The sequence below is a fragment of the Roseiconus nitratireducens genome (assembly GCF_008629675.1).
Lineage (GTDB): Bacteria > Planctomycetota > Planctomycetia > Pirellulales > Pirellulaceae > Stieleria > Stieleria nitratireducens.
Genome location: NZ_VWOX01000003.1, coordinates 245,443 through 262,726, shown reverse-complemented (window position 1 = coordinate 262,726; position 17,284 = coordinate 245,443). Strand labels below are relative to the sequence as shown.

Genomic DNA, 17,284 nt, shown 5'->3' with positions numbered 1-17,284 from the left:
GGAAAGACGATCACCCCTGGAACAACTCGATCGCCAGGGCCGGTTTGACGCTGTGATTCCAGCTGCCCTTGCGGTCCTTCCCCGCGACCGAAGTGGTCGCTGGTCAGCCGTCGCAAGGGAAAAATGGTGAACGCAAGCGCAGTGGCGATTGCCGCCTACAGGGACCCCGAAAGGGCGGCTTCCGGATTAGCGTGTCGACGCCGCTCGGTGGGCAAATTCTTGCTGCTGAACGGCTGCAGGGCGCCTTCGGGAAGGTAGAACGCTTTGATGTCCGGGTGCCGGTGATCCCCTCGGCAGTCCACGGCGAAGGTCGTTCCGTCAGAGAGTTCCAGCGTAAATTCGGGGTTTTTCATGGTGCGTGTCTTCTAGGCGTTCTTGCGTATGAATGTTGAAAGCTTCTGTTCTTCAGAGGCCCCCGCACAAAGCCAGAACGCACCAATCGCCGAATGTCCCACGTCGAAAATGCCAGATTTCCAATTTTCTTTGGGGAGCATTTCCGGACCGAAACGCTTGTTCATTGGTTCTTGCCGCAGAATCTCCCTGTGTCGTGTTGTGCCCCATTACGAAGTGCGGCTCTGCAGCGGGGGGATCCGCTGGCGACGTGGGGCAGAGCCTCTTCGTCGGTCAGGCTGTGCCTGAAGACGCTCTGTAGGTCAGGCTGTGCCTGAAGACAGATCTGGTCCCCTAGCCGTCGTCGCCCAGTCCGTACTCTTTGATCTTCTTGTGCAGGGTGTTGCGGTTCATCCCCAGCCGGGCGGCGGCCTTGGTCTGAACGCCGCCACAGGCCTGCAGGATCTGCTGGATCAGTTCGCGCTCGACGCGATTGACGATGCTGCCGTGGGCGTCCCCGGCGTCCTGGCCGATTTCGTCCAGCCCTGCCTGAACGACGTTGCGGGCCAAGCTATCAAAATTGGCCGGCGTGGGGCCGTCGGCATCAGGGGCCATCTGAGTCCGGCCGTTGCGGACACAATCGGGAAGCAGGTCGGTGGTCAACTCGTCGGTCTCGGCCATCACGACGGCCCGTTCGACGTAGTTTTGCAATTCCCGGACGTTTCCCGGCCAGTGGTAATCCTGCAGGGCTTCCATGGTTCCGGGACCGATGTGAACGACATACCGGTCGTTCAGTTCGTTGTAGTAGTCCAGAAAGTGCGAGATCAACGCGGGAATGTCGTCGCGTCGTTCTCGCAAGGCGGGGATCTCGATGGGGACGACGTTAAGCCGCCAGTAAAGGTCTTCGCGGAACCGCCCTTCCCGCACCTCGCCCATCAGGTCCCGGTTGCTGGCCGCGATGATTCGGACGTCCGTCCGGAGCGTGCTGGTATCCCCCACCCGCTCAAATTCCTTTTCCTGCAGCACCCGCAGCAATTTGACTTGCAGGGTCAACGACGTGCTGTTGATTTCGTCCAGAAAGATCGTGCCACCCTGGGCGGCTTCGAATCGTCCGGTGCGGTTCGTGACGGCACCGGTAAAAGCACCGCGAACATGTCCAAACAGTTCGCTCTCCAGCAAGCTTTCGCTGAGGGCCCCGCAGTTGACGCGCACGAACGGGCGGCCGCTGCGATGGCTGAGCTGGTGAACGGCCCCGGCGATCAATTCTTTTCCGACGCCGGTTTCACCCAACACCAAGACGGAAGCGTTGCTGACGGCGACCCGCCGCGTGATGCGATACACGTCGCGCATCGCCGGAGAATTCCCGATGATCCCCGGCAAGGGGCTGTTGGGATGGTTCGTCGCGGAGTTACCAATAATTGCCATGGAGCATTCGCGGTCATCGCGGCGGGGCGAGCAGACGTCGCCGCCGCCAGCGGTTTTTTCAACGCGGAAATGGATCGCCGGAATGTCCGTCTTGCCTGGGCAATCGATCGGGATTCCGCCACCGGCCGCCGCGGCGGCAACACGCTGGTCTTTGACGCGTCCCACGAATTGATCGTCCGATCGATGCCGACGGGCATCACGCAAAAATTAGCGTTTGGCGGCGGATTTTGATACCGGGTTTGATTTAGCGGGCGATCTTTGCGTCTTGCAGGGCCCGAGTGCCGATTGCCTGAAAATTCAGCCGCTCCGAAACGCTCAGCGGGGGAAGCCGACGCTTGGATTCGACTTCCGCTCGAACGTCGGCAAATGCGTTGATGCTGCCGGGCAGCGGAACCAGGTACACGGCCGGAGTGGTGGCGTCGCTCCAACGTAGCGACGTCGTTTCCAGTTCCGCCGCTTTGACCACACGTTCGTCGGCGTCGTCGTCTTGGAAAAACACGATCGGAGTGTGTTTCCCTTTCGGCAGTCGTCGGATTCGATCCACCAGCTCGGTCGGCGTGGCATCGGCAAGCCGGAGTTTGCTGAGCACCATTCGCAGATCGCCTCCTTGGGAAACCGCCCGTTCGGCAGCCGCGACACTCTGCACGGCCCGAACCTGATAACCCAGCTGTCCCAGAATGGTTTCCTGACGCAGGGCAACCAACGGCCGCGTTTCAATCAACACGACGGAGGGCTGGCGGGACAAACGCGACATTTCCGCCAAGGTCTTGCGGACGTAGCTGGATCCGGCAAAGGAAACGTCGTCGGTGAGCGGGCCGGCGACTCGATCGATCATCGCGGCGGCTTCGTAGCGGACTCTCGGGTCCGGGTCCAAGGTCGCCTGCACGACTTCCGAGCTGCCACCGGCGTCGTCGGTCAACAACATCGACCGCGCGTCGGAGGCGGACGGGGCGGAGTCGTCGGTCAGAAGCATGGTGAGCAAACGCAGCAGCCCGACCGCTGCGGGAACCTGGTGGTCGCGGCGTGCCGCTCCGAGGGCCAGTTGGATCTGCTGCGGCGTGAGCCGGTCGCCATAAGTCTTCAGGATCGCTTGGACCTGGTCCTCGTCACCCCACATCACGTCGACCAGCACGCGATAGGCCAGATCGGCCGCCAGCGCGGACTGGAACGCCTTCGGTGGGACGTCGCCCAGGCGGAGCAACTGCTGCCCGGCATCGTAGGCCTGGCGGTACTGGGCATAGAGTTCAGTGGTGCGGACGAAATCGACACCCGTTCGATCCTCATTGACCGACCACAGGATCGCCGGCGTCGGATCGTTGGAGGTGCGCGCGGCGACCGATCGCGCCGTCCGCAGACGGTCGGCCAGGTAGGCGACAGATCGATCGAGCGTCATGCCGGGTGAGATGGCATTCAGGAAGTCGGCTGCCAGCTGACGTTCCTGGTCCCCGGCATCCTCGGCGAACGCGGCGGAGACGGCCACGTCGGTGGCGGCATCCGGGGCGATCTCAATCAGCGCGGCGAGCGCGTTGGCACGGACCGATGCGGCACCATAAAGGGCCAACTGCTGCAGGGCTTGCTGACCACCATCACCGAGCGACCGCAGGACTTTCAGCGCGCGTCCCCGCTGCGGCTGCGGCAAGCCCTTGCCGACCGCGCCCACGATGGTTTGGATCGATGCGTTGCCGCCTTGCAGCAGCGTTCGGTTGGCATTCAGTCGGTCGTCGATCTGACTGGATCCGAGCTGCTCGAGCGCCTGGCTGAGACGCTGGGGAGATTCCATCACGGCTTTGGCCGCCGCGGTAAGTTTGCCCAACGCCGAGCGGCTGGCGTCGCCGAGTTCCTCGCGCAAGGAGATGCGGAGCAGCAGGTTGTTGCCGATGATCTGCGCTGCGCGGGCCAGTTCGTTTTGATCCTGGACCTCATCCAATTTCGCCAGCCAGCGATCGACTTGCGGCCAGGCGCCGATGCGGGCCAGTGATTCGATGGCCTGCGGCAAACGATCTCCCCCCTGGGCCGCCGTCGATTCCAATTGACGGACCAATTCGTCTGGCGGTTGTTCGGATGCCGCATCGTCCTGGGCAGACGCCAGGCGATCCGAGACAGCGGGGGCCAACAGCAGGGACAACAGAATCAGGAGGCGGACAGGCATGAGTCGCGGCGATTCGAGCGAGAGTGGAGGACGTCGGAGCGACTAATCGTAGTCTCTGTGTACGGATTTTCCGGCGATTTGCTCGTGGCCGGCTGAACACAGCCTAGCATCGACTTACCGTCGCGGCGTTCCGGCGGCGGTTTCCGCCCTTTTGACCGGTTTCATCGTCGCCCTACAAACAATCGGTCTGTCCGGACTCTTGCAGCCGTTTGACGACTTCGCGGACCCGCTCTTCAGCCGACTTTGGAGCCACCAGGGTGGCGTCCTTTGTCTGCACCACGATCAGGTCCTCCACCCCGATGGTGACGATTGTGTGATCCGGTGACCCAAAGATGATGGAGCCGGTCGTGTCGATTCCGAGGTGCTTGCCGACCACCGTGTTGCCCTGCGGGTCGGACGGATGAAGCCTTCCCAGCGACTGCCAACTGCCGACATCGTCCCAACCGAACGGGGCTTCGATGACGACCACGTTCGGGTAAGACTCCATCACCGCGTAGTCGATGGACGTCCCTTCGATGGCTGTGAACTCCCGATCCAGCGTTTCGGCGTACTCGGCAGTCCCGATGCTGTCGGCGATGGCTTGCAAATGGGAGTACATGTCCGGCTGCCGGCTCCGGAGCGCATCCAGAATCGTGGAAGCTTTCCAAACGAAAATGCCGCTGTTCCAGTAGTAGCGGCCCGAGGCCAAGTATTCGGCGGCTGTTTGCTGGTCCGGTTTCTCGCGGAATTCCGCGACCGCGAAGGCCTTGGGGCCGTCCGCTGTCGTCACGGCATCCCCGCGTTGGATGTAGCCGAACGACTCGGCCGGGTACGTTGGCTTGATTCCAAAGGTGACGATTCGCTCGGGGTCCTGCAGGACCAGCTGCTCGGCCGCCGCAATCGCTTCGGAAAACTGATCGGACGTTTGGATGACATGGTCCGACGGCATGACGGCCATGATCGCGTCGGGGTCTTGGCGCTGGATCAACGCGGCAGCCAATCCGATGCAAGGGGCGGTGTCGCGTTTGGCCGGTTCGCCGATCAGGTTGGCCTTTGGCATCGCGGGCAGCTGCTCGGCGATCGGTTCGACCAAGTTGCGGTTCGTGACGATCCATTGACGATCGATGGGCACCAGCCCGGTCAGCCGATCGCTGGTGGCCTGGATCATCGTTCGATCCCCGGCAAGCGACAGCAATTGCTTCGGCTTCATCTTCCGGCTGGCCGGCCAGAACCGTGTCCCGCTGCCGCCGGCCATGATCACTGCGTATAGCATCGTTGCTCGTCGACCTCGCCAAATGTTCCTGAAAGATCCGTGTCCTGCTACGCGACAGCGAAAACGTTAACGAAATGGCTGCAGCCGTGAAACCACGGATCGGTGACGAACGGACCGAAACGCGGACGATGCCAGAAGCAAGCCGCTGGGCAAGCAGCAAGGCCGCCACGGGAGAGTCGGCTTGAAGCGGCCGGTCCGGCACGAGGTGACTTCCGCCGGCGCCGCGGCCGGCGACGGCGGAATCGAGCGTTCGTCTTCTAGACAGTCGAAGCCTTTACGGCTGCGCTGCCCAGAAATCCAGCACGCGGGCCTTTTCCAACACGGGTTTGAGGACGTCGACGAACGCTTGATGATCGGGATGGGGAAGGTACGCCGCGCGTCCTTCTTCACTATCGAACGTCACCAGGAAGCAATGGGTGAAACCGTCGTCGTGACTTTCCGGGCTGTTGTTGGTCCCCCATTCAAAGGCCCGAATCGTGTCGATTTTCTCCGGCAACGCGGCAAACGCTTCCTCGACCTGTTTGATTTTCTCGGGCGAAGCATCGTCCTTGAAATCAAAGAACACGGCATGCAGCAGCGATTTTTCTGGTTTGGGTTGCGAGGGGTCGCCCCAGTAGTCCAGCACGAAAACATCTTTCATGTGAGGACGCAGCACGTCACCGAATGCCTTGTGGGCCGCGTGCGGCAAGTACTCTTTTCTGCCGGCTTCATCGGCAAAGGTCAACAGAAAGCAATGCGTGAATCCGTCGTCCAAGCCTTCCGGGCTGTTGTTCGTGCCATATTGAAAGTCAATGATCGAGTCGATTTTGCTGGGCAACGCGGCAAACACGTCAACGACTTCCTGCACGTCGGCTTCGCTGGCAGAATCCTTGAAGGAGAAGAACACGGCGTGCCGCAGCAGCCCTTTCTTTTGTGACTCCGCGGAGTCGCCGGCGGTTTCGGTGGGGTCTCCAGTCACCGCATTCTCCGATTGCGAGGCGTCGTCGTTTTGGGCGAAACAGCCTGGTCCGGCGGCCAGGCAGAAGAATCCGGCAATCAATGCGATTCGAAAAAAGATTCGGCGGGGGAGCATAGTGCAACTGGGGGTCAAAGAGAGGGAGACGGCGGTTGGGAGGGTAAAACAGCAACCACGGGACGCGTGCGGCGCAGCGACGATTGTACATCGACGCCGATTCCCCGGGGGACGGTCAGGGGCCGGAAAACCGACTTTGGCACGCCTGTCTTCCCGACGGTCGGTTCCCCTCGGCCGATTCCGATCGGTGTGGGACACCTGCATCGGCTTTGCCGCCCTGCCGGTGTCCCAGTTGGTGTCCCCGCCGGTATCCCAGCCGGTCACCGGAACGCCCGTCACGCCGTCGTGGGCGTCTTCGTCTGGGAACGCTGTTGTTTGGCGATCAGCTTCTTCTGATAGCGTCCCTGGACAATGTCGACGACGATCAGCACGAACAGCACGAAGTAGAAAGTGCTCTTGGCCATCGGCGTGACGTGATACCCAAAGAACTCCAGCTGGGCCAAGTGCCCGCCCTCGCTGACCAGCATCACGCCGACGATGAACAGGATGAACAGTCCCAGGACTTCATACATCCGATTCTTCTTCAAGAATTCCGCAACGTGGTCGGCCAGCCAGATCATCAGCAGACCGCTGATCACGATGGCCGTTGCCATGATCGCGAACGAGTCGGTCAGCGCCATCGCGCTCAAAATTGAATCGAACGAAAACACAAGGTTCATCGCGACAATCAGCCCGATGGCTTTGCCGGCCGAACTGCGTTTGGACTCGTCTTCGCTTCCGTCGCCCACCTCATGAATCGCCAGCAGGTGATAGATTTCCTTGAGCGCCGTCCACAAAATGAAACCGCCGCCGAACAACACGATCAGGCTGTGGCCGGAGACGTGCATTTCCAGCGGATCGGAGACGTAGTGCGCGAACGGGTTTTCCAGCCGTTGGATCAGGTGCACGACGACGAACAACAAAACGATTCGGAATACGATGGCCAGTCCGATGCCGGTTTTTCGGACCATCGACTGCTGCTCTTCCGGAACCCGTTTGCTTTCGATCGAGATGTACAGCAGGTTGTCGAATCCCAGCACCGCTTGCAGCAGCACCAGCATCCCCAGTGTCAGCAGGCCGCCGATGGAGAACAATGATTCTTCGCCCGCCGCCGCCGTTGCTTCTTCAGCGGTCGCAGCTGCTTCGGCCAACAACAGATGAGGTTGCATCCCGATGGACGCGATCTGACCAATCTTGTCGAACACGCTGGTACCCGAAGCGAGAGGAGAATTGCGAAAGGATTCGCCCCCACGGAGCAACGGCTGAAGCCGATCGGCCGGCCTGGACCGCTCCGCGCCGCGGGCGAGGCGGGATTATGATGCGCGGGCCGTCGCGGGCTCAACCCCGCTAACCTTCCGAAAAGATGATTGGAGAGAGACCATGATTGATCGATCGAGTGCTGCGATTCTGCCCGTCGCCCTTGCCCTTTTGGCCACCTTTTTCGCGGGCCTGTCGCACGCCGCCGATCCGGAGAAGCCGATGGACAAGCAGTATTACGAAGTACGCACCTACCAGTTGAAAGATGCCTCGTCGGCGAAAGCGTTGGATGCTTATTTGCGCGATGCCCTGTTGCCCGCCCTGGGCAGGCAGGATGTCGGACCGGTCGGCGTGTTTGCTCCGGCGGAGCCGACGGAGAAGGATTCCAGCGAGGATTCCCGCGTGATCGTGGTCATTCCCTATGACTCGCCCAACGATCTGGTCCGCGTTGCTTCCGGTTTGCGGGATGACTCGCAATTCCAGCAGGACGCCCGGGAGTCGATCGGCATCGAGCCGGATCAGGTTCCCTACAAGCGGATTCGCAGTGAATTGCTCGTGGCGATGGACTGCATGCCGAAACTGAACGTGCCGGCGGGAACGCTGGAGAATCAGCAACGGGTCTACGAGCTGCGATTGTATGAAAGCCCCAACGAGCGGCTTGGCGATTTGAAGGTGGACATGTTCAACAACGGGGAGGTGCCGATCTTTTTGGACAGCGGGATCCAGCCGGTGTTCCTGGGCCAGTGCCTGATCGGTCCCCAGACGCCCTGCCTGATCTACCTGACGGTGTATCCCGACGATGCGGCCCGCCAGAAAGCCTGGGACACGTTTCGCAATCATCCCGACTGGCAAGTGCTCAAAGGCGTGGAGAAATACAAAGGCACCGTCAGCCGGATTGATCAGGACGTGTTGGCGGCAAAGCCCTATTCGCAGATGTGATGGGGCATCGAGGACGCGGCGGGCCGTCTCAAGACGTCGCCGCCGGGAGGCCACGCAGCGTCCGCGAGGCGACATTGGCCAATTGGAACTGGTTCCGCATCAGTGTCTGATCACGGCAGGCGACGCGGCCTTTGAAATCGAAGACGTTGGCGAACCGATCTTCCAACCGGACTTCGATCCGCAACTCGTCGCCGGGACGGGCAAAGCCGCGGTAGCGGGCGTGGGAGACCTTGACCAGGACGCCCAGGGCGTACGGGTTCGCGTCCGGATCGTGCGTGTCAAATTGGGCCATCGGATTGTACCGGGCCGCAATCAGAATCCCCGCGGTTTGGGTCGTCATCTCCTGCATCATCGCACCGGGAAGGATCGGGGCGCCCGGAAAATGGCCGGTGATGAAGAAGGCGTCGTCCGGCACGGTCGATCGGGTGACGATCGACTTGGATTCCAGGCGTTCGATGGCGTCGATCAGCAGGTACGGGGCGCGGTGGTGCAGGTAGTCCTCGACGCGTTCAAACTGGTGCTGGTGATCGGTCGGTTGCGAAGGGGCAGTGGGATGCGGATGGTCGTTCATCAACGGTTCCTCGGTTGAGCAAGAACGATGGCGGTCGAGACGAAAATGACCCGCCGACAGTGATCCGCCGACAGTGACCCGCCAGCAGTGACCCGCCAAAAGCGATCGGGCAAAAGCAATTCGGTCCAACGAAAAACCCGACGCATGCGTGACATGCGTCGGGCCGATCGGTTGAAGGTCGCCAGCTGACAGAACGTACGGAGGCGTCAAGTCTGGCGAGGGCTGCGTCGTTCCGCCAGGGTTCAGGCGGCCGACGTCGGTTGTTGTTCGCGGGCTTTCTTCTCCGCCGCCGTTCGATAGTCGACGACGTCCCAAACCAAGCCCAGTTTTCGGAACAGGCGAATGGCTTGCCAGGTGATGTCGAATTCCCACCATTTGTGACCGTGTTTTGCCATCCGTGGGTGCGCGTGGTGGTTGTTGTGCCAACCTTCGCCGTAAGCCACGATCGCCACCAACCAGTTGTTCCGGCTGTCGTCGGTGGTCTCGTAGTTCTTGTAACCCCAGATGTGAGAGGCGCTGTTGACCATCCAGGTGGCGTGCAGCACGAACACCAGCCGCACGAACAGTCCCCAGACCAACAGGGAGGTACCCAATTCGACGCCACCGAACAGATAACCGGCACCAAACAAGATGACGCCGCTGAGCAGGTGGATCGGCAGGAACAGGTAATCCATGATTCTCATGCCACGCAACTTATACAAGTCGGGAACCCAACGCTGCAGGTATGCATCGCGGTCGCCGTTGTGCGTGTGAAACGCCAGCCAGAACATGTGGCTCCACCAACCGCCGTCATGCGGCGAATGGGGATCGCCGTCTTGGTCGCTGTGTTTGTGGTGCTTGCGGTGGTCGGCCACCCAATCCAACGGCGTTCCTTCTCCGGCCAGCGATCCGACACCCGCCAGCACGTATTTGAACCAGGTGGAGGTCTTCATGCCGGAGTGCGTCAGCAGTCGGTGGTAACCCAGACAGATTCCGATGCTGCCTGTCAGCCAGTGCAGCACGACGGCGACGGCCAATCCGGCCAGCGTGAATGTGAACGGCGCCACACAAATGACCACCAGGTGCGCCAACCCCAGCCAGCCGATTGCCCACCAAGACAGATTGGAGAACCGCTTCCGTTGGGCGGCGGTGCCAAGTTCCGGATTGGTCTGTCCCTGGGGAGCCTTCGTGCTGTTCGGTGCAGTTTGGGGCGAACCCACGCCGCCACGCAGTTCCTCCGCATCGGGAGCGACCGGTTGGCTGGGGGGATTCGGAAGGGATTCCACTACATTCGCCATGATGACGATTCCTCGTTCGAAGCGGTTGGGTGCCGGTGCGGCAGTCGATTCCATCGCAGATGGGCGAAAGTTTAGGAAGATTGGTTTCCGGTTCTGTCTAGACCACGGCAAATGGATGTAACGGCCGTGTAAAAGATTTGCCCGTTCCCCCCTGCGGGCCGGACCGCCGTTTCGTCGTCGGCATGCGACAAATTGTCGAGGTGGGGGTGTCGGTGGTCGACGCACCGGTGTCAGGCGGAAAACTCGACCCAGTTGCAGCGATCGGTGGGACGTCACCCGTCGCGGGAGCGATTCCAGGAAAACGCCACTTTCCGACCCGAATCCGGGCCGGCGCGAGCCGATAGACCGGGTTACCGGTGAGAGTCCGCTGTTTTGTGGACTCGACGCGGACGAACAGGAGGACGCGGGATCGTCTTCACCGTGGGAGTGAAAGGATCCCGTTGACTGCTTGCCAGACGGTTTTCAAACAGCGGCCAAGTTTCCCGTTTCGGCGTGGAACTCGGCCGTTTTTTGTTTGGCCTTGCCCGTCCCCCGTCTCAGACCGAGGCGACTTTGCCGGAGCCGCCGGCAAACGGGTTTTGATAGCCGGGGGTATCGCCAAAGCAGATTCCCATGGCCCGCGCCGTTTGAACCGCCGACCCGTGAGCGTCCACGGTACGGATCTGGTGCACCGCTTCGGCGATCGGGACGTCCAGGATGTCGGGCGGCTGGCTGCAGACCATCTGGCCGAATTTTCGTTCCACGATCAAACGGACCGCGTGCGCCCCGTATTGGCTGGCGAGAACGCGGTCGAACGTGGTGGGTCCGCCGCCGCGTTGCAGGTGCCCCAGCACGACGCAGCGGACGTCTTGCTGGCAAACCTCAGCGAGCCGCGCGGTGACCAGCGGGCCGATCCCGCCCAGCTTGACTTGGGCGTTGCCCGATTCCTGGTCACTGGTGACCAGGCCGCCCGATGGCAGGTGAGCGCCTTCGGCGACGACGACCAGGGTAAAGTCCTTCCCCATGGAACGGCGTTCTTCGATCTTCGCGAGCACGTTCTCGTAGGTCCATCCGATCTCGGGGATCAAGATCACGTCGGCCCCGCCGGCGATCCCGCCGTGCAGCGCGATCCAGCCTGTGTGACGACCCATCACTTCCAGGACCATGACCCGGCGATGGCTGGCCGCGGTCGTGTGCAGCCGATCCAGCGCGTCGGCGCAGCACAAGACCGCGCTGTTGAAGCCGAACGTGAAAGCTGTTCGCGCCAAGTCGTTGTCGATCGTTTTGGGGACGCCGACCACCGGCAGACCGGCCTCGTGAAACTGCAGGGCGGTGGAAAGAGAGCCGTCACCACCGACAATGATCAGCCCTTCCAGTTTCAAATACTCGAAGGTGGATGCCACTTTCCGCACCAGAGCCGGATCGATTTCTGCACGGCCGCTGACGCCCACGCGTGTCCCAAAGCGTCCCTTGTTGGTCGATCCCAGAATCGTTCCGCCTTGGACCAGAATTCCGGCCGTGTTGCGGGGGCTGAGCACTTGGTAGCGAACCGGATCGACCAGGCCTTCCATTCCGTCACGAAAGCCAACGACGTCGTATCCCAACCAGAATCCGGCCTTGGTGGTCGCGCGGATCACTGCGTTGAGCCCCGGGCAGTCTCCGCCGGAAGTCAGGATTCCGATTCGTGGACGATCGCTCAGCCGTTCGCGGCCGTAGAGATGGACGCTGCCATCCTCGATGATTTCGACGGACATGCTGTGTCCCAGTACGTGGATCGGATTTGGTACGTGGATCGGATCTGAAAAGAAGTCGGATCCGGAGTTCCCGTCGCGCCGTCGTAGTTGTGGTGTAAAGTGACCGCGGGCGAAAGAGGGGCCGAACCAGATCGGTAGCGGCGTCCGACCGAGTTGCCGCAAGCGGGCGATCGCCGCCAGCACGTGGCGGTCGCCGAGCCGATCGTGTGAAGATCGGAAATGTCGCTGAGGGCCGAAAGGGGATTCAGATTGATCACCGAGCGAAATGACCGGAAGGTTGATTCGCCGCCGCAGCGGTCCGGTGCCGTGCGGCGAACGGTGTGTTATTTGTGGGCCGCCCCCAATACGTGTTTCGCCGTCGGCATCGGACTGCTGCTGCTGGCCCGGTTCCGGGTGGTTCAGGGCGTCATCGAAATGCACGGACCCGGGGTGGCCTGGGTGCTACGCCGATTACCGGTCTCCGCGGCGGCAATGACCCTGGGATATGCCGTCTTCGGTTGTGACCGTTTGGCCCTGGAACGGACGCGGACGCACGAGCACGTGCACGTCCGCCAGTATGGACGTTGGGGGCCGCTGTTCGTGCCGGCGTACCTGGGGTGGTCGCTGTGGTTGTATGTCCGCGGTCGAGACGGATATCGAGAGAATCCGTTCGAGATCGAGGCCTACGCCCTGGATTCACTGTTGCCCCCGGTGTCGGTGAAAGAATCAAAAGCCCGGCGGCCGGACGGCTTTCCGAACACACCGGGCGGCGGCAAGGCCGACGCGGCAGCCGATGACACCGGTAGGGATGGTGCCGGCAGCAGGAATTCCGCAGGCGACCCGGTCAAGTGAGGTGAAATCACCCTCACGGAGGGAGGGTGATTCAAAGCTGCACGACCTCCTCCCGGGAAGCGACTTGTGTCCCAAAGCAGGGTGCACCCTGAAAAGCACTTAGGATTGAAGCGATTGGCCCAAATTTTCGCTTTTCGGCGGTTCCTCCTGGCTCCCGCAGAGCTTTCTACTTGGTCCTGCCTATTCGCCGAACTATGCTGAAGGAGGTTCGAGGAACGATTCGCGATCATCCCCTGGGGAGTTTTGGGCCGCGATTCACCTGCCTCCTTCCTCGTGCCTGGTTTCGCCGAAGCAGCCTCGCCCTCCTTCAAGACGGCGATGTTGCTGCGGTGAAGTTATCCCCAATTCCAGGCCGCGCCGATCTGATCCGCTCTTCATCCGCCGGCCCAAAACGCACAAGGAACTTCAACGTGTCTCAACGCACACACTCTGCCGATCTCCGTTTCGCCCGTCGTGCACTGTTCACGGCCGGATCCGCTTGTCTGGCGTTGACGCTGCTGGCGTCGGGCGCGTCGGCGGACAATCCGGCCCAACCCGAGCCGCCGCAGGCGGAACTTTTCGCGGCGATGGACGGAGGTCAGGTCGACGTCAAATTCATCCCGCTGAGTGCTGCCAAGGCCAACCTGTTGGTCCGCAACCTGACCGATGAACCCATGACCCTGCGTTTGCCCGCCAAGTTTGCCGGCGTCCCCGTCCACGGCCAGTTCGGCGGTGGCATGGGCGGCATGGGCGGCGGCATGGGAGGTATGGGCGGCGGCATGGGTGGCATGGGCGGCGGCATGGGTGGCGGCGGTCAAGCCATGGGCGGCGGCATGGGCGGAATGGGCGGCGGCATGGGTGGCATGGGCGGCGGCATGGGCATGGGCGGCATGGGCGGCGGCATGGGCGGCTTCATGCGGATCCCGCCGCAACGCGAGCAAAAGGTTTCCGTCACGACGGTGTGTCTGGAGCACGGCAAGCCGGATCCGAACCCCAAGATGGCCTACACCATTGTGCCGCTGGAAGTGGTCACCAAGGACGAACGCGTTCACGTGCTGTGCGAAGCACTCGGCTACGGTCAAGTCGCGCAGAACACCGCTCAGGCGGCAGCGTGGAACCTGATGGACGACCTGTCCTGGCAGACTCTGGCCGCCAAGAATCGTGTCGAAAGCAAATACACCGGGAACGTTCGCTGGTTCTCACCGATCGAGATCAAAGCTGCGATGGCGGTCGTGCGGGAAGCCACCCGAATCGCCGAGAGCCGCACCCCTTCGGAGAGCTCGGAATCCCAGTCCCTCTCCAGCGATTCGCTCTCCAGTGACAGCTGAGTGATCGCGTGCCGCCCGCCGGGCACAGATCTTTTAGAACGCACCGACGACCAGGCCCCGTGGAACTTCCGCGGGGCCTGGTTGCATTCTCAGACGCGATTTCGGCCCGGTTTCAGCCCGATGGCGGCCCAATGCCGGCCGTGTGGCGGACCAAATGCCCGCTCCGATCCGACCGATCAGTGACCCTGATCAGTGAATCCGATCAGTGAATCCGATCAGTGAATCCGATCAGTGAATCCGATCAGTGAATCCGATCAGTGAATCCGATCAGTGAAAATGTGACGGTTGTGTGGATTCACGCCCGGGCGATTGCCGATAGCGGTACAGGATGGACGTTCCGCAACGGGCTGTGCGCATGGAGGCGCAGCGTCATGGTCATTTTTTCGCTCAAACTGCTCAACAACGTTCGCAAGGCGATCGCAGGGCGCAGGTTTCCGCACCAGTTGGCCGGCGGTGTCGCACTCGGCGTGTTGCTGGGAATCATCCCGCACGGCAACCTGCTTGCCGTCCTGGTGTTGCTGACCGTGCTCAGTTTTCGCGTCAACCACGCCATGCTGGGCGTGGTCGCGATCGTGGTGTCCTTTGGCGCCGCGTTTCTGGACCCCTATTCGCACCGGGTCGGCGACTACCTGCTCTCACACCCCACGGGGCTATCGATTGCACAGCAGGCTTGGGCGTTGCCGCTGGTGCCTTGGACCGACTTGAACAACACGGTGGTGTTGGGAAGTTTCACGATCGGATTGTTTTCGACCGGGCCGATTTTTTTGCTGGCTTTGCCTCTGTTTCGTCGAATGGCTCCGGCCGACACGTCTTCAAGCGAGACCGTCTCTCTGGACGCCCAGCCGGCGGATGCTCAGCCGTCCCAAGGACAAAGCGCTAGCAATGCGGTTCCGGAGCCGCAGGCAGCTGACGCGCCATCGGCCGACCCGGCGCCGCCGGTGACCGCGGGAGAACCCGAACGACAAGCGTCCGGTTCGGTGGCGGCGGAGAACACGCCAGCCGACACGAAGTATTCGGTGGTGGTCGTTCAGGACGGACACGCCACCACGCCGCCGCCCCGCTTCGACCAGCCGTCAACCGCTGCGGCGACCAACGAACCGCCGGCCTCGCCGCCGTCGACGGTTCGGATCGACAGCGTGCTGGCCGCCGAGTCTGAATTTCGTCCCGAGTCGGAAGAAAGTCCTCAAGACGCGGACTCGTCGGTCGTTTCCGTCGAAACTCGGATCGACGTCATTCGCATGAAGGACTTTCGCGAAGAATCCGCGGACGACTCCGAAACCGAGGCCGATCCGAATCCGCAAGCCACGTCGGACGAGGCGCTCAATTACTTGCTCCGTCGATTGCGTCACTCCCAGCAAAGGAAAGCAGCAGGATGATTCGCTGGCGATACCTTTTGACACGACTTCTGGTCGTGGCCGTGATCTTGATGTTGTTGCGATTCGGCATGGCGCCCGTCGCCAGCTACGTCACGGTCGCCGGGCTGCAAACCGCGACCGGGGCGAAGGTGGACATCGGCAAGACCGACGTCGGCTTGTTTCCGCCCCGTGTTCGATACGAACAGGTCCGCGTGGCCGATCCTCGCAACGGCAAGGCGTTTCGAGATGCCTTTCGGGCCGACGAGATCGAGCTTTCGATCGACGGGGAAGCACTGCTGCGACGACGGTGGGTCGCCCGTGAGGGTCGCATCACGGGGCTGCAGATCGGTACCCGCCGGGAACAGACCGGCCAGTTCGAAGACGAAGACGAACCGATCTACACGCCATCCTCCAAGAGTTCCGGAGCGCTAGGAAAACTGCTGGGCGGGATGACCGGCCAGCTGCAGCGTCAAGCCGAACAGGCCGTGGCGGATTTGGAGACCGTGCGACGTAGCGAAGAAATCAAAACCCGCTGGGAATCCGACTATCGTCAATTGGTCAGCCGCGCGAAGGTCTTGGAAAACCAGGTCCGGGAGATTCGTGATTCGGCGCGGGAGATCGACAACCCGCTACGGGATTGGCAAACTCTGGATCGCACCCTGGCAACCGCCAACGAAGCCCGCGCCGAACTGAAGTCGGTCCGCAATGCGATCGACGCGATGCCCCAGCGATTTCGCTCGGACCTGGCGTCGCTGGAGCAGGCCAAACAGCGAGATTTGGAACGGATTGATCAATACGTCCCTGGGGATCTTGGCGATTCAAAAAACTTTGGGGTGGACCTGATCAGTGAAGCGGTGCGTGAGAAGATCGCTGGCATCCGCTCCTACTGGGAGGGAGGCCGCGCCCTGGCCGGCTACACCGTGGTCGCACCGGAATCGCAACGCAGCCGCGGCATCGATGTCGACTTGCTCGCTGGAAAACGTCAACCCGATATTCTGATTCGACGATGCGAAGTCAGCGGGATGATGCGGGCCGACGGAAACGCGTACGCACTCTCCGGCGTGGTCGAAAACATGACGCCGCAACCGGAGTACCTGGCCGAACCGCTTCACGCCCGATTGGAACTGGATGGTCCCCAGTTGGTCCGCGTGGACTACGTCCGCGACCGACGCTCCGGCAACGACGTGGATCTGTTGACACTGCACTGGCCTCAGTCCGACGCGCCCGCAATGTCGCTGGGACGCGATTCAGACGCCAGCCTTGCCGTTCGGGGCGGCAAGCGTGAAGTCTGGGTGCAGCTGCGCAGCGAAGGCCAACAAATCCAAGGCCGCTTTGTCAGCAAACTGACCGGCGTGCGGATGGCGATGCAGGTGGATTCCAAGTACGCCAGTCTGCCCGCCCTGCAATCGATCGAACAGAGTCTGGCCGCGGTCGACACGATCGAAATCGACGCCGGGTTCAACGGCACCTGGGAGCTGATGAAGATGGACATGAACACCAACCTGGGGCAGGTGTTTCAAGGGGCGACCGAGCAGGCCGTGGCCAGCCAGCTGGCGGCGTCCAAGCAGGCCCTCAGCGAGAAGGTCGACCGAATTTGCCAGAACCAACAGCTCCAGCTACGCGAGTGGTTCAACCAGCAAGAAGGCCAGGCCCGCCAATTGGTGGCCAAAGCCGACCAGCTGGTCGAGCAGCTCGGGGAAAAGATGTTGGGCCAGGTGGACCCCGCCGAAGTCACCCTGGGGCGGATGCAGCAGATCTTCAAAGGCAAGCTTCGCTGACCGGCAGCCGGAGACCTGCCGGCGGGGGG

At 61.9% G+C, this 17,284-nt stretch carries 14 protein-coding genes; 5 read left to right on the top strand and 9 right to left on the bottom strand.

Going from position 1 to position 17,284, the window contains the following annotated elements; all coding sequences use genetic code 11:
• Positions 1-155: 155 nt before the first annotated feature.
• The 6 genes from FYK55_RS06390 to FYK55_RS06365 form a co-directional block, all read right to left on the bottom strand.
• A complete protein-coding gene (locus FYK55_RS06390) occupies positions 156-353 on the bottom strand; it encodes a hypothetical protein (protein WP_150075550.1) in 198 nt (65 codons plus the stop codon).
• Positions 354-684: 331 nt separating this feature from the next.
• Positions 685-1,680, bottom strand: a complete 996-nt coding sequence (locus FYK55_RS06385; protein ID WP_235908509.1) for a sigma-54 interaction domain-containing protein — start codon at positions 1,678-1,680, stop codon at positions 685-687.
• 319 nt (positions 1,681-1,999) lie between these two features.
• Positions 2,000-3,904: a hypothetical protein gene (locus FYK55_RS06380; protein ID WP_150075549.1), complete on the bottom strand. Its 1,905-nt coding sequence runs from the start codon at positions 3,902-3,904 to the stop codon at positions 2,000-2,002.
• A 172-nt stretch (positions 3,905-4,076) separates the two neighbouring features.
• Positions 4,077-5,156, bottom strand: coding sequence for a mannose-1-phosphate guanylyltransferase (locus tag FYK55_RS06375; RefSeq protein ID WP_150075548.1), 1,080 nt, complete (start codon positions 5,154-5,156; stop codon positions 4,077-4,079).
• Between the two features lie 274 nt (positions 5,157-5,430).
• A complete protein-coding gene (locus FYK55_RS29610) occupies positions 5,431-6,228 on the bottom strand; it encodes a Dabb family protein (protein ID WP_235908474.1) in 798 nt (265 codons plus the stop codon).
• A gap of 275 nt (positions 6,229-6,503) precedes the next feature.
• Complete coding sequence (locus FYK55_RS06365) at positions 6,504-7,412, bottom strand: TerC family protein (RefSeq protein WP_235908473.1); 909 nt, start codon at positions 7,410-7,412, stop codon at positions 6,504-6,506.
• Between the two features lie 175 nt (positions 7,413-7,587).
• Here FYK55_RS06365 and FYK55_RS06360 point away from each other — a divergent pair, with 175 nt between their 5' ends.
• On the top strand, positions 7,588-8,403 hold the full coding sequence (locus tag FYK55_RS06360; protein ID WP_235908472.1) for an NIPSNAP family protein: 816 nt from the start codon (positions 7,588-7,590) through the stop codon (positions 8,401-8,403).
• Between the two features lie 28 nt (positions 8,404-8,431).
• Here the strand turns inward: FYK55_RS06360 and FYK55_RS06355 are convergent, their stop codons facing one another.
• The 3 genes from FYK55_RS06355 to FYK55_RS06345 form a co-directional block, all read right to left on the bottom strand.
• Entirely contained in the window at positions 8,432-8,974 is a 543-nt protein-coding gene (locus FYK55_RS06355) for a 3-hydroxyacyl-ACP dehydratase FabZ family protein (RefSeq protein ID WP_150075547.1), read from the bottom strand.
• A 242-nt stretch (positions 8,975-9,216) separates the two neighbouring features.
• Positions 9,217-10,251 carry an acyl-CoA desaturase gene (locus FYK55_RS06350; RefSeq protein ID WP_235908471.1) on the bottom strand — a complete coding sequence of 345 codons (1,035 nt, stop codon included), beginning with the start codon at positions 10,249-10,251 and terminating at the stop codon, positions 9,217-9,219.
• 536 nt (positions 10,252-10,787) lie between these two features.
• A complete protein-coding gene (locus tag FYK55_RS06345; RefSeq protein ID WP_150075545.1) occupies positions 10,788-11,984 on the bottom strand; it encodes a 6-phosphofructokinase in 1,197 nt (398 codons plus the stop codon).
• A gap of 249 nt (positions 11,985-12,233) precedes the next feature.
• Between FYK55_RS06345 and FYK55_RS30040 the strand changes: the two genes are divergently transcribed.
• From FYK55_RS30040 to FYK55_RS06325, 4 genes are all read left to right on the top strand, one after another.
• Positions 12,234-12,815, top strand: a complete 582-nt coding sequence (locus tag FYK55_RS30040; protein WP_315854038.1) for a hypothetical protein — start codon at positions 12,234-12,236, stop codon at positions 12,813-12,815.
• A 410-nt stretch (positions 12,816-13,225) separates the two neighbouring features.
• Entirely contained in the window at positions 13,226-14,122 is an 897-nt protein-coding gene (locus FYK55_RS29420) for a hypothetical protein (protein ID WP_201743636.1), read from the top strand.
• Positions 14,123-14,493: 371 nt separating this feature from the next.
• Positions 14,494-15,498 carry a TIGR03546 family protein gene (locus tag FYK55_RS06330; RefSeq protein ID WP_150075544.1) on the top strand — a complete coding sequence of 335 codons (1,005 nt, stop codon included), beginning with the start codon at positions 14,494-14,496 and terminating at the stop codon, positions 15,496-15,498.
• Positions 15,495-17,255, top strand: a complete 1,761-nt coding sequence (locus FYK55_RS06325) for a TIGR03545 family protein (protein WP_150075543.1) — start codon at positions 15,495-15,497, stop codon at positions 17,253-17,255. The genes FYK55_RS06330 and FYK55_RS06325 overlap by 4 nt, the downstream gene beginning before the upstream one ends.
• Positions 17,256-17,284: the final 29 nt, after the last annotated feature.

What these genes read in the sequence shown, in the direction of transcription:
- FYK55_RS06325 (WP_150075543.1), top strand. Translation starts at nt 15,495, where the DNA reads ATGATTCGCTGGCGATACCTTTTGACACGACTTCTGGTCGTGGCCGTG.
- FYK55_RS06345 (WP_150075545.1), bottom strand. Translation starts at nt 11,984, where the DNA reads ATGTCCGTCGAAATCATCGAGGATGGCAGCGTCCATCTCTACGGCCGC.
- FYK55_RS06380 (WP_150075549.1), bottom strand. Translation starts at nt 3,904, where the DNA reads ATGCCTGTCCGCCTCCTGATTCTGTTGTCCCTGCTGTTGGCCCCCGCT.
- FYK55_RS06330 (WP_150075544.1), top strand. Translation starts at nt 14,494, where the DNA reads ATGGTCATTTTTTCGCTCAAACTGCTCAACAACGTTCGCAAGGCGATC.
- FYK55_RS06375 (WP_150075548.1), bottom strand. Translation starts at nt 5,156, where the DNA reads ATGCTATACGCAGTGATCATGGCCGGCGGCAGCGGGACACGGTTCTGG.
- FYK55_RS06390 (WP_150075550.1), bottom strand. Translation starts at nt 353, where the DNA reads ATGAAAAACCCCGAATTTACGCTGGAACTCTCTGACGGAACGACCTTC.
- FYK55_RS29610 (WP_235908474.1), bottom strand. Translation starts at nt 6,228, where the DNA reads ATGCTCCCCCGCCGAATCTTTTTTCGAATCGCATTGATTGCCGGATTC.
- FYK55_RS06385 (WP_235908509.1), bottom strand. Translation starts at nt 1,680, where the DNA reads ATGCGCGACGTGTATCGCATCACGCGGCGGGTCGCCGTCAGCAACGCT.
- FYK55_RS06350 (WP_235908471.1), bottom strand. Translation starts at nt 10,251, where the DNA reads ATGGCGAATGTAGTGGAATCCCTTCCGAATCCCCCCAGCCAACCGGTC.
- FYK55_RS06355 (WP_150075547.1), bottom strand. Translation starts at nt 8,974, where the DNA reads ATGAACGACCATCCGCATCCCACTGCCCCTTCGCAACCGACCGATCAC.
- FYK55_RS06360 (WP_235908472.1), top strand. Translation starts at nt 7,588, where the DNA reads ATGATTGATCGATCGAGTGCTGCGATTCTGCCCGTCGCCCTTGCCCTT.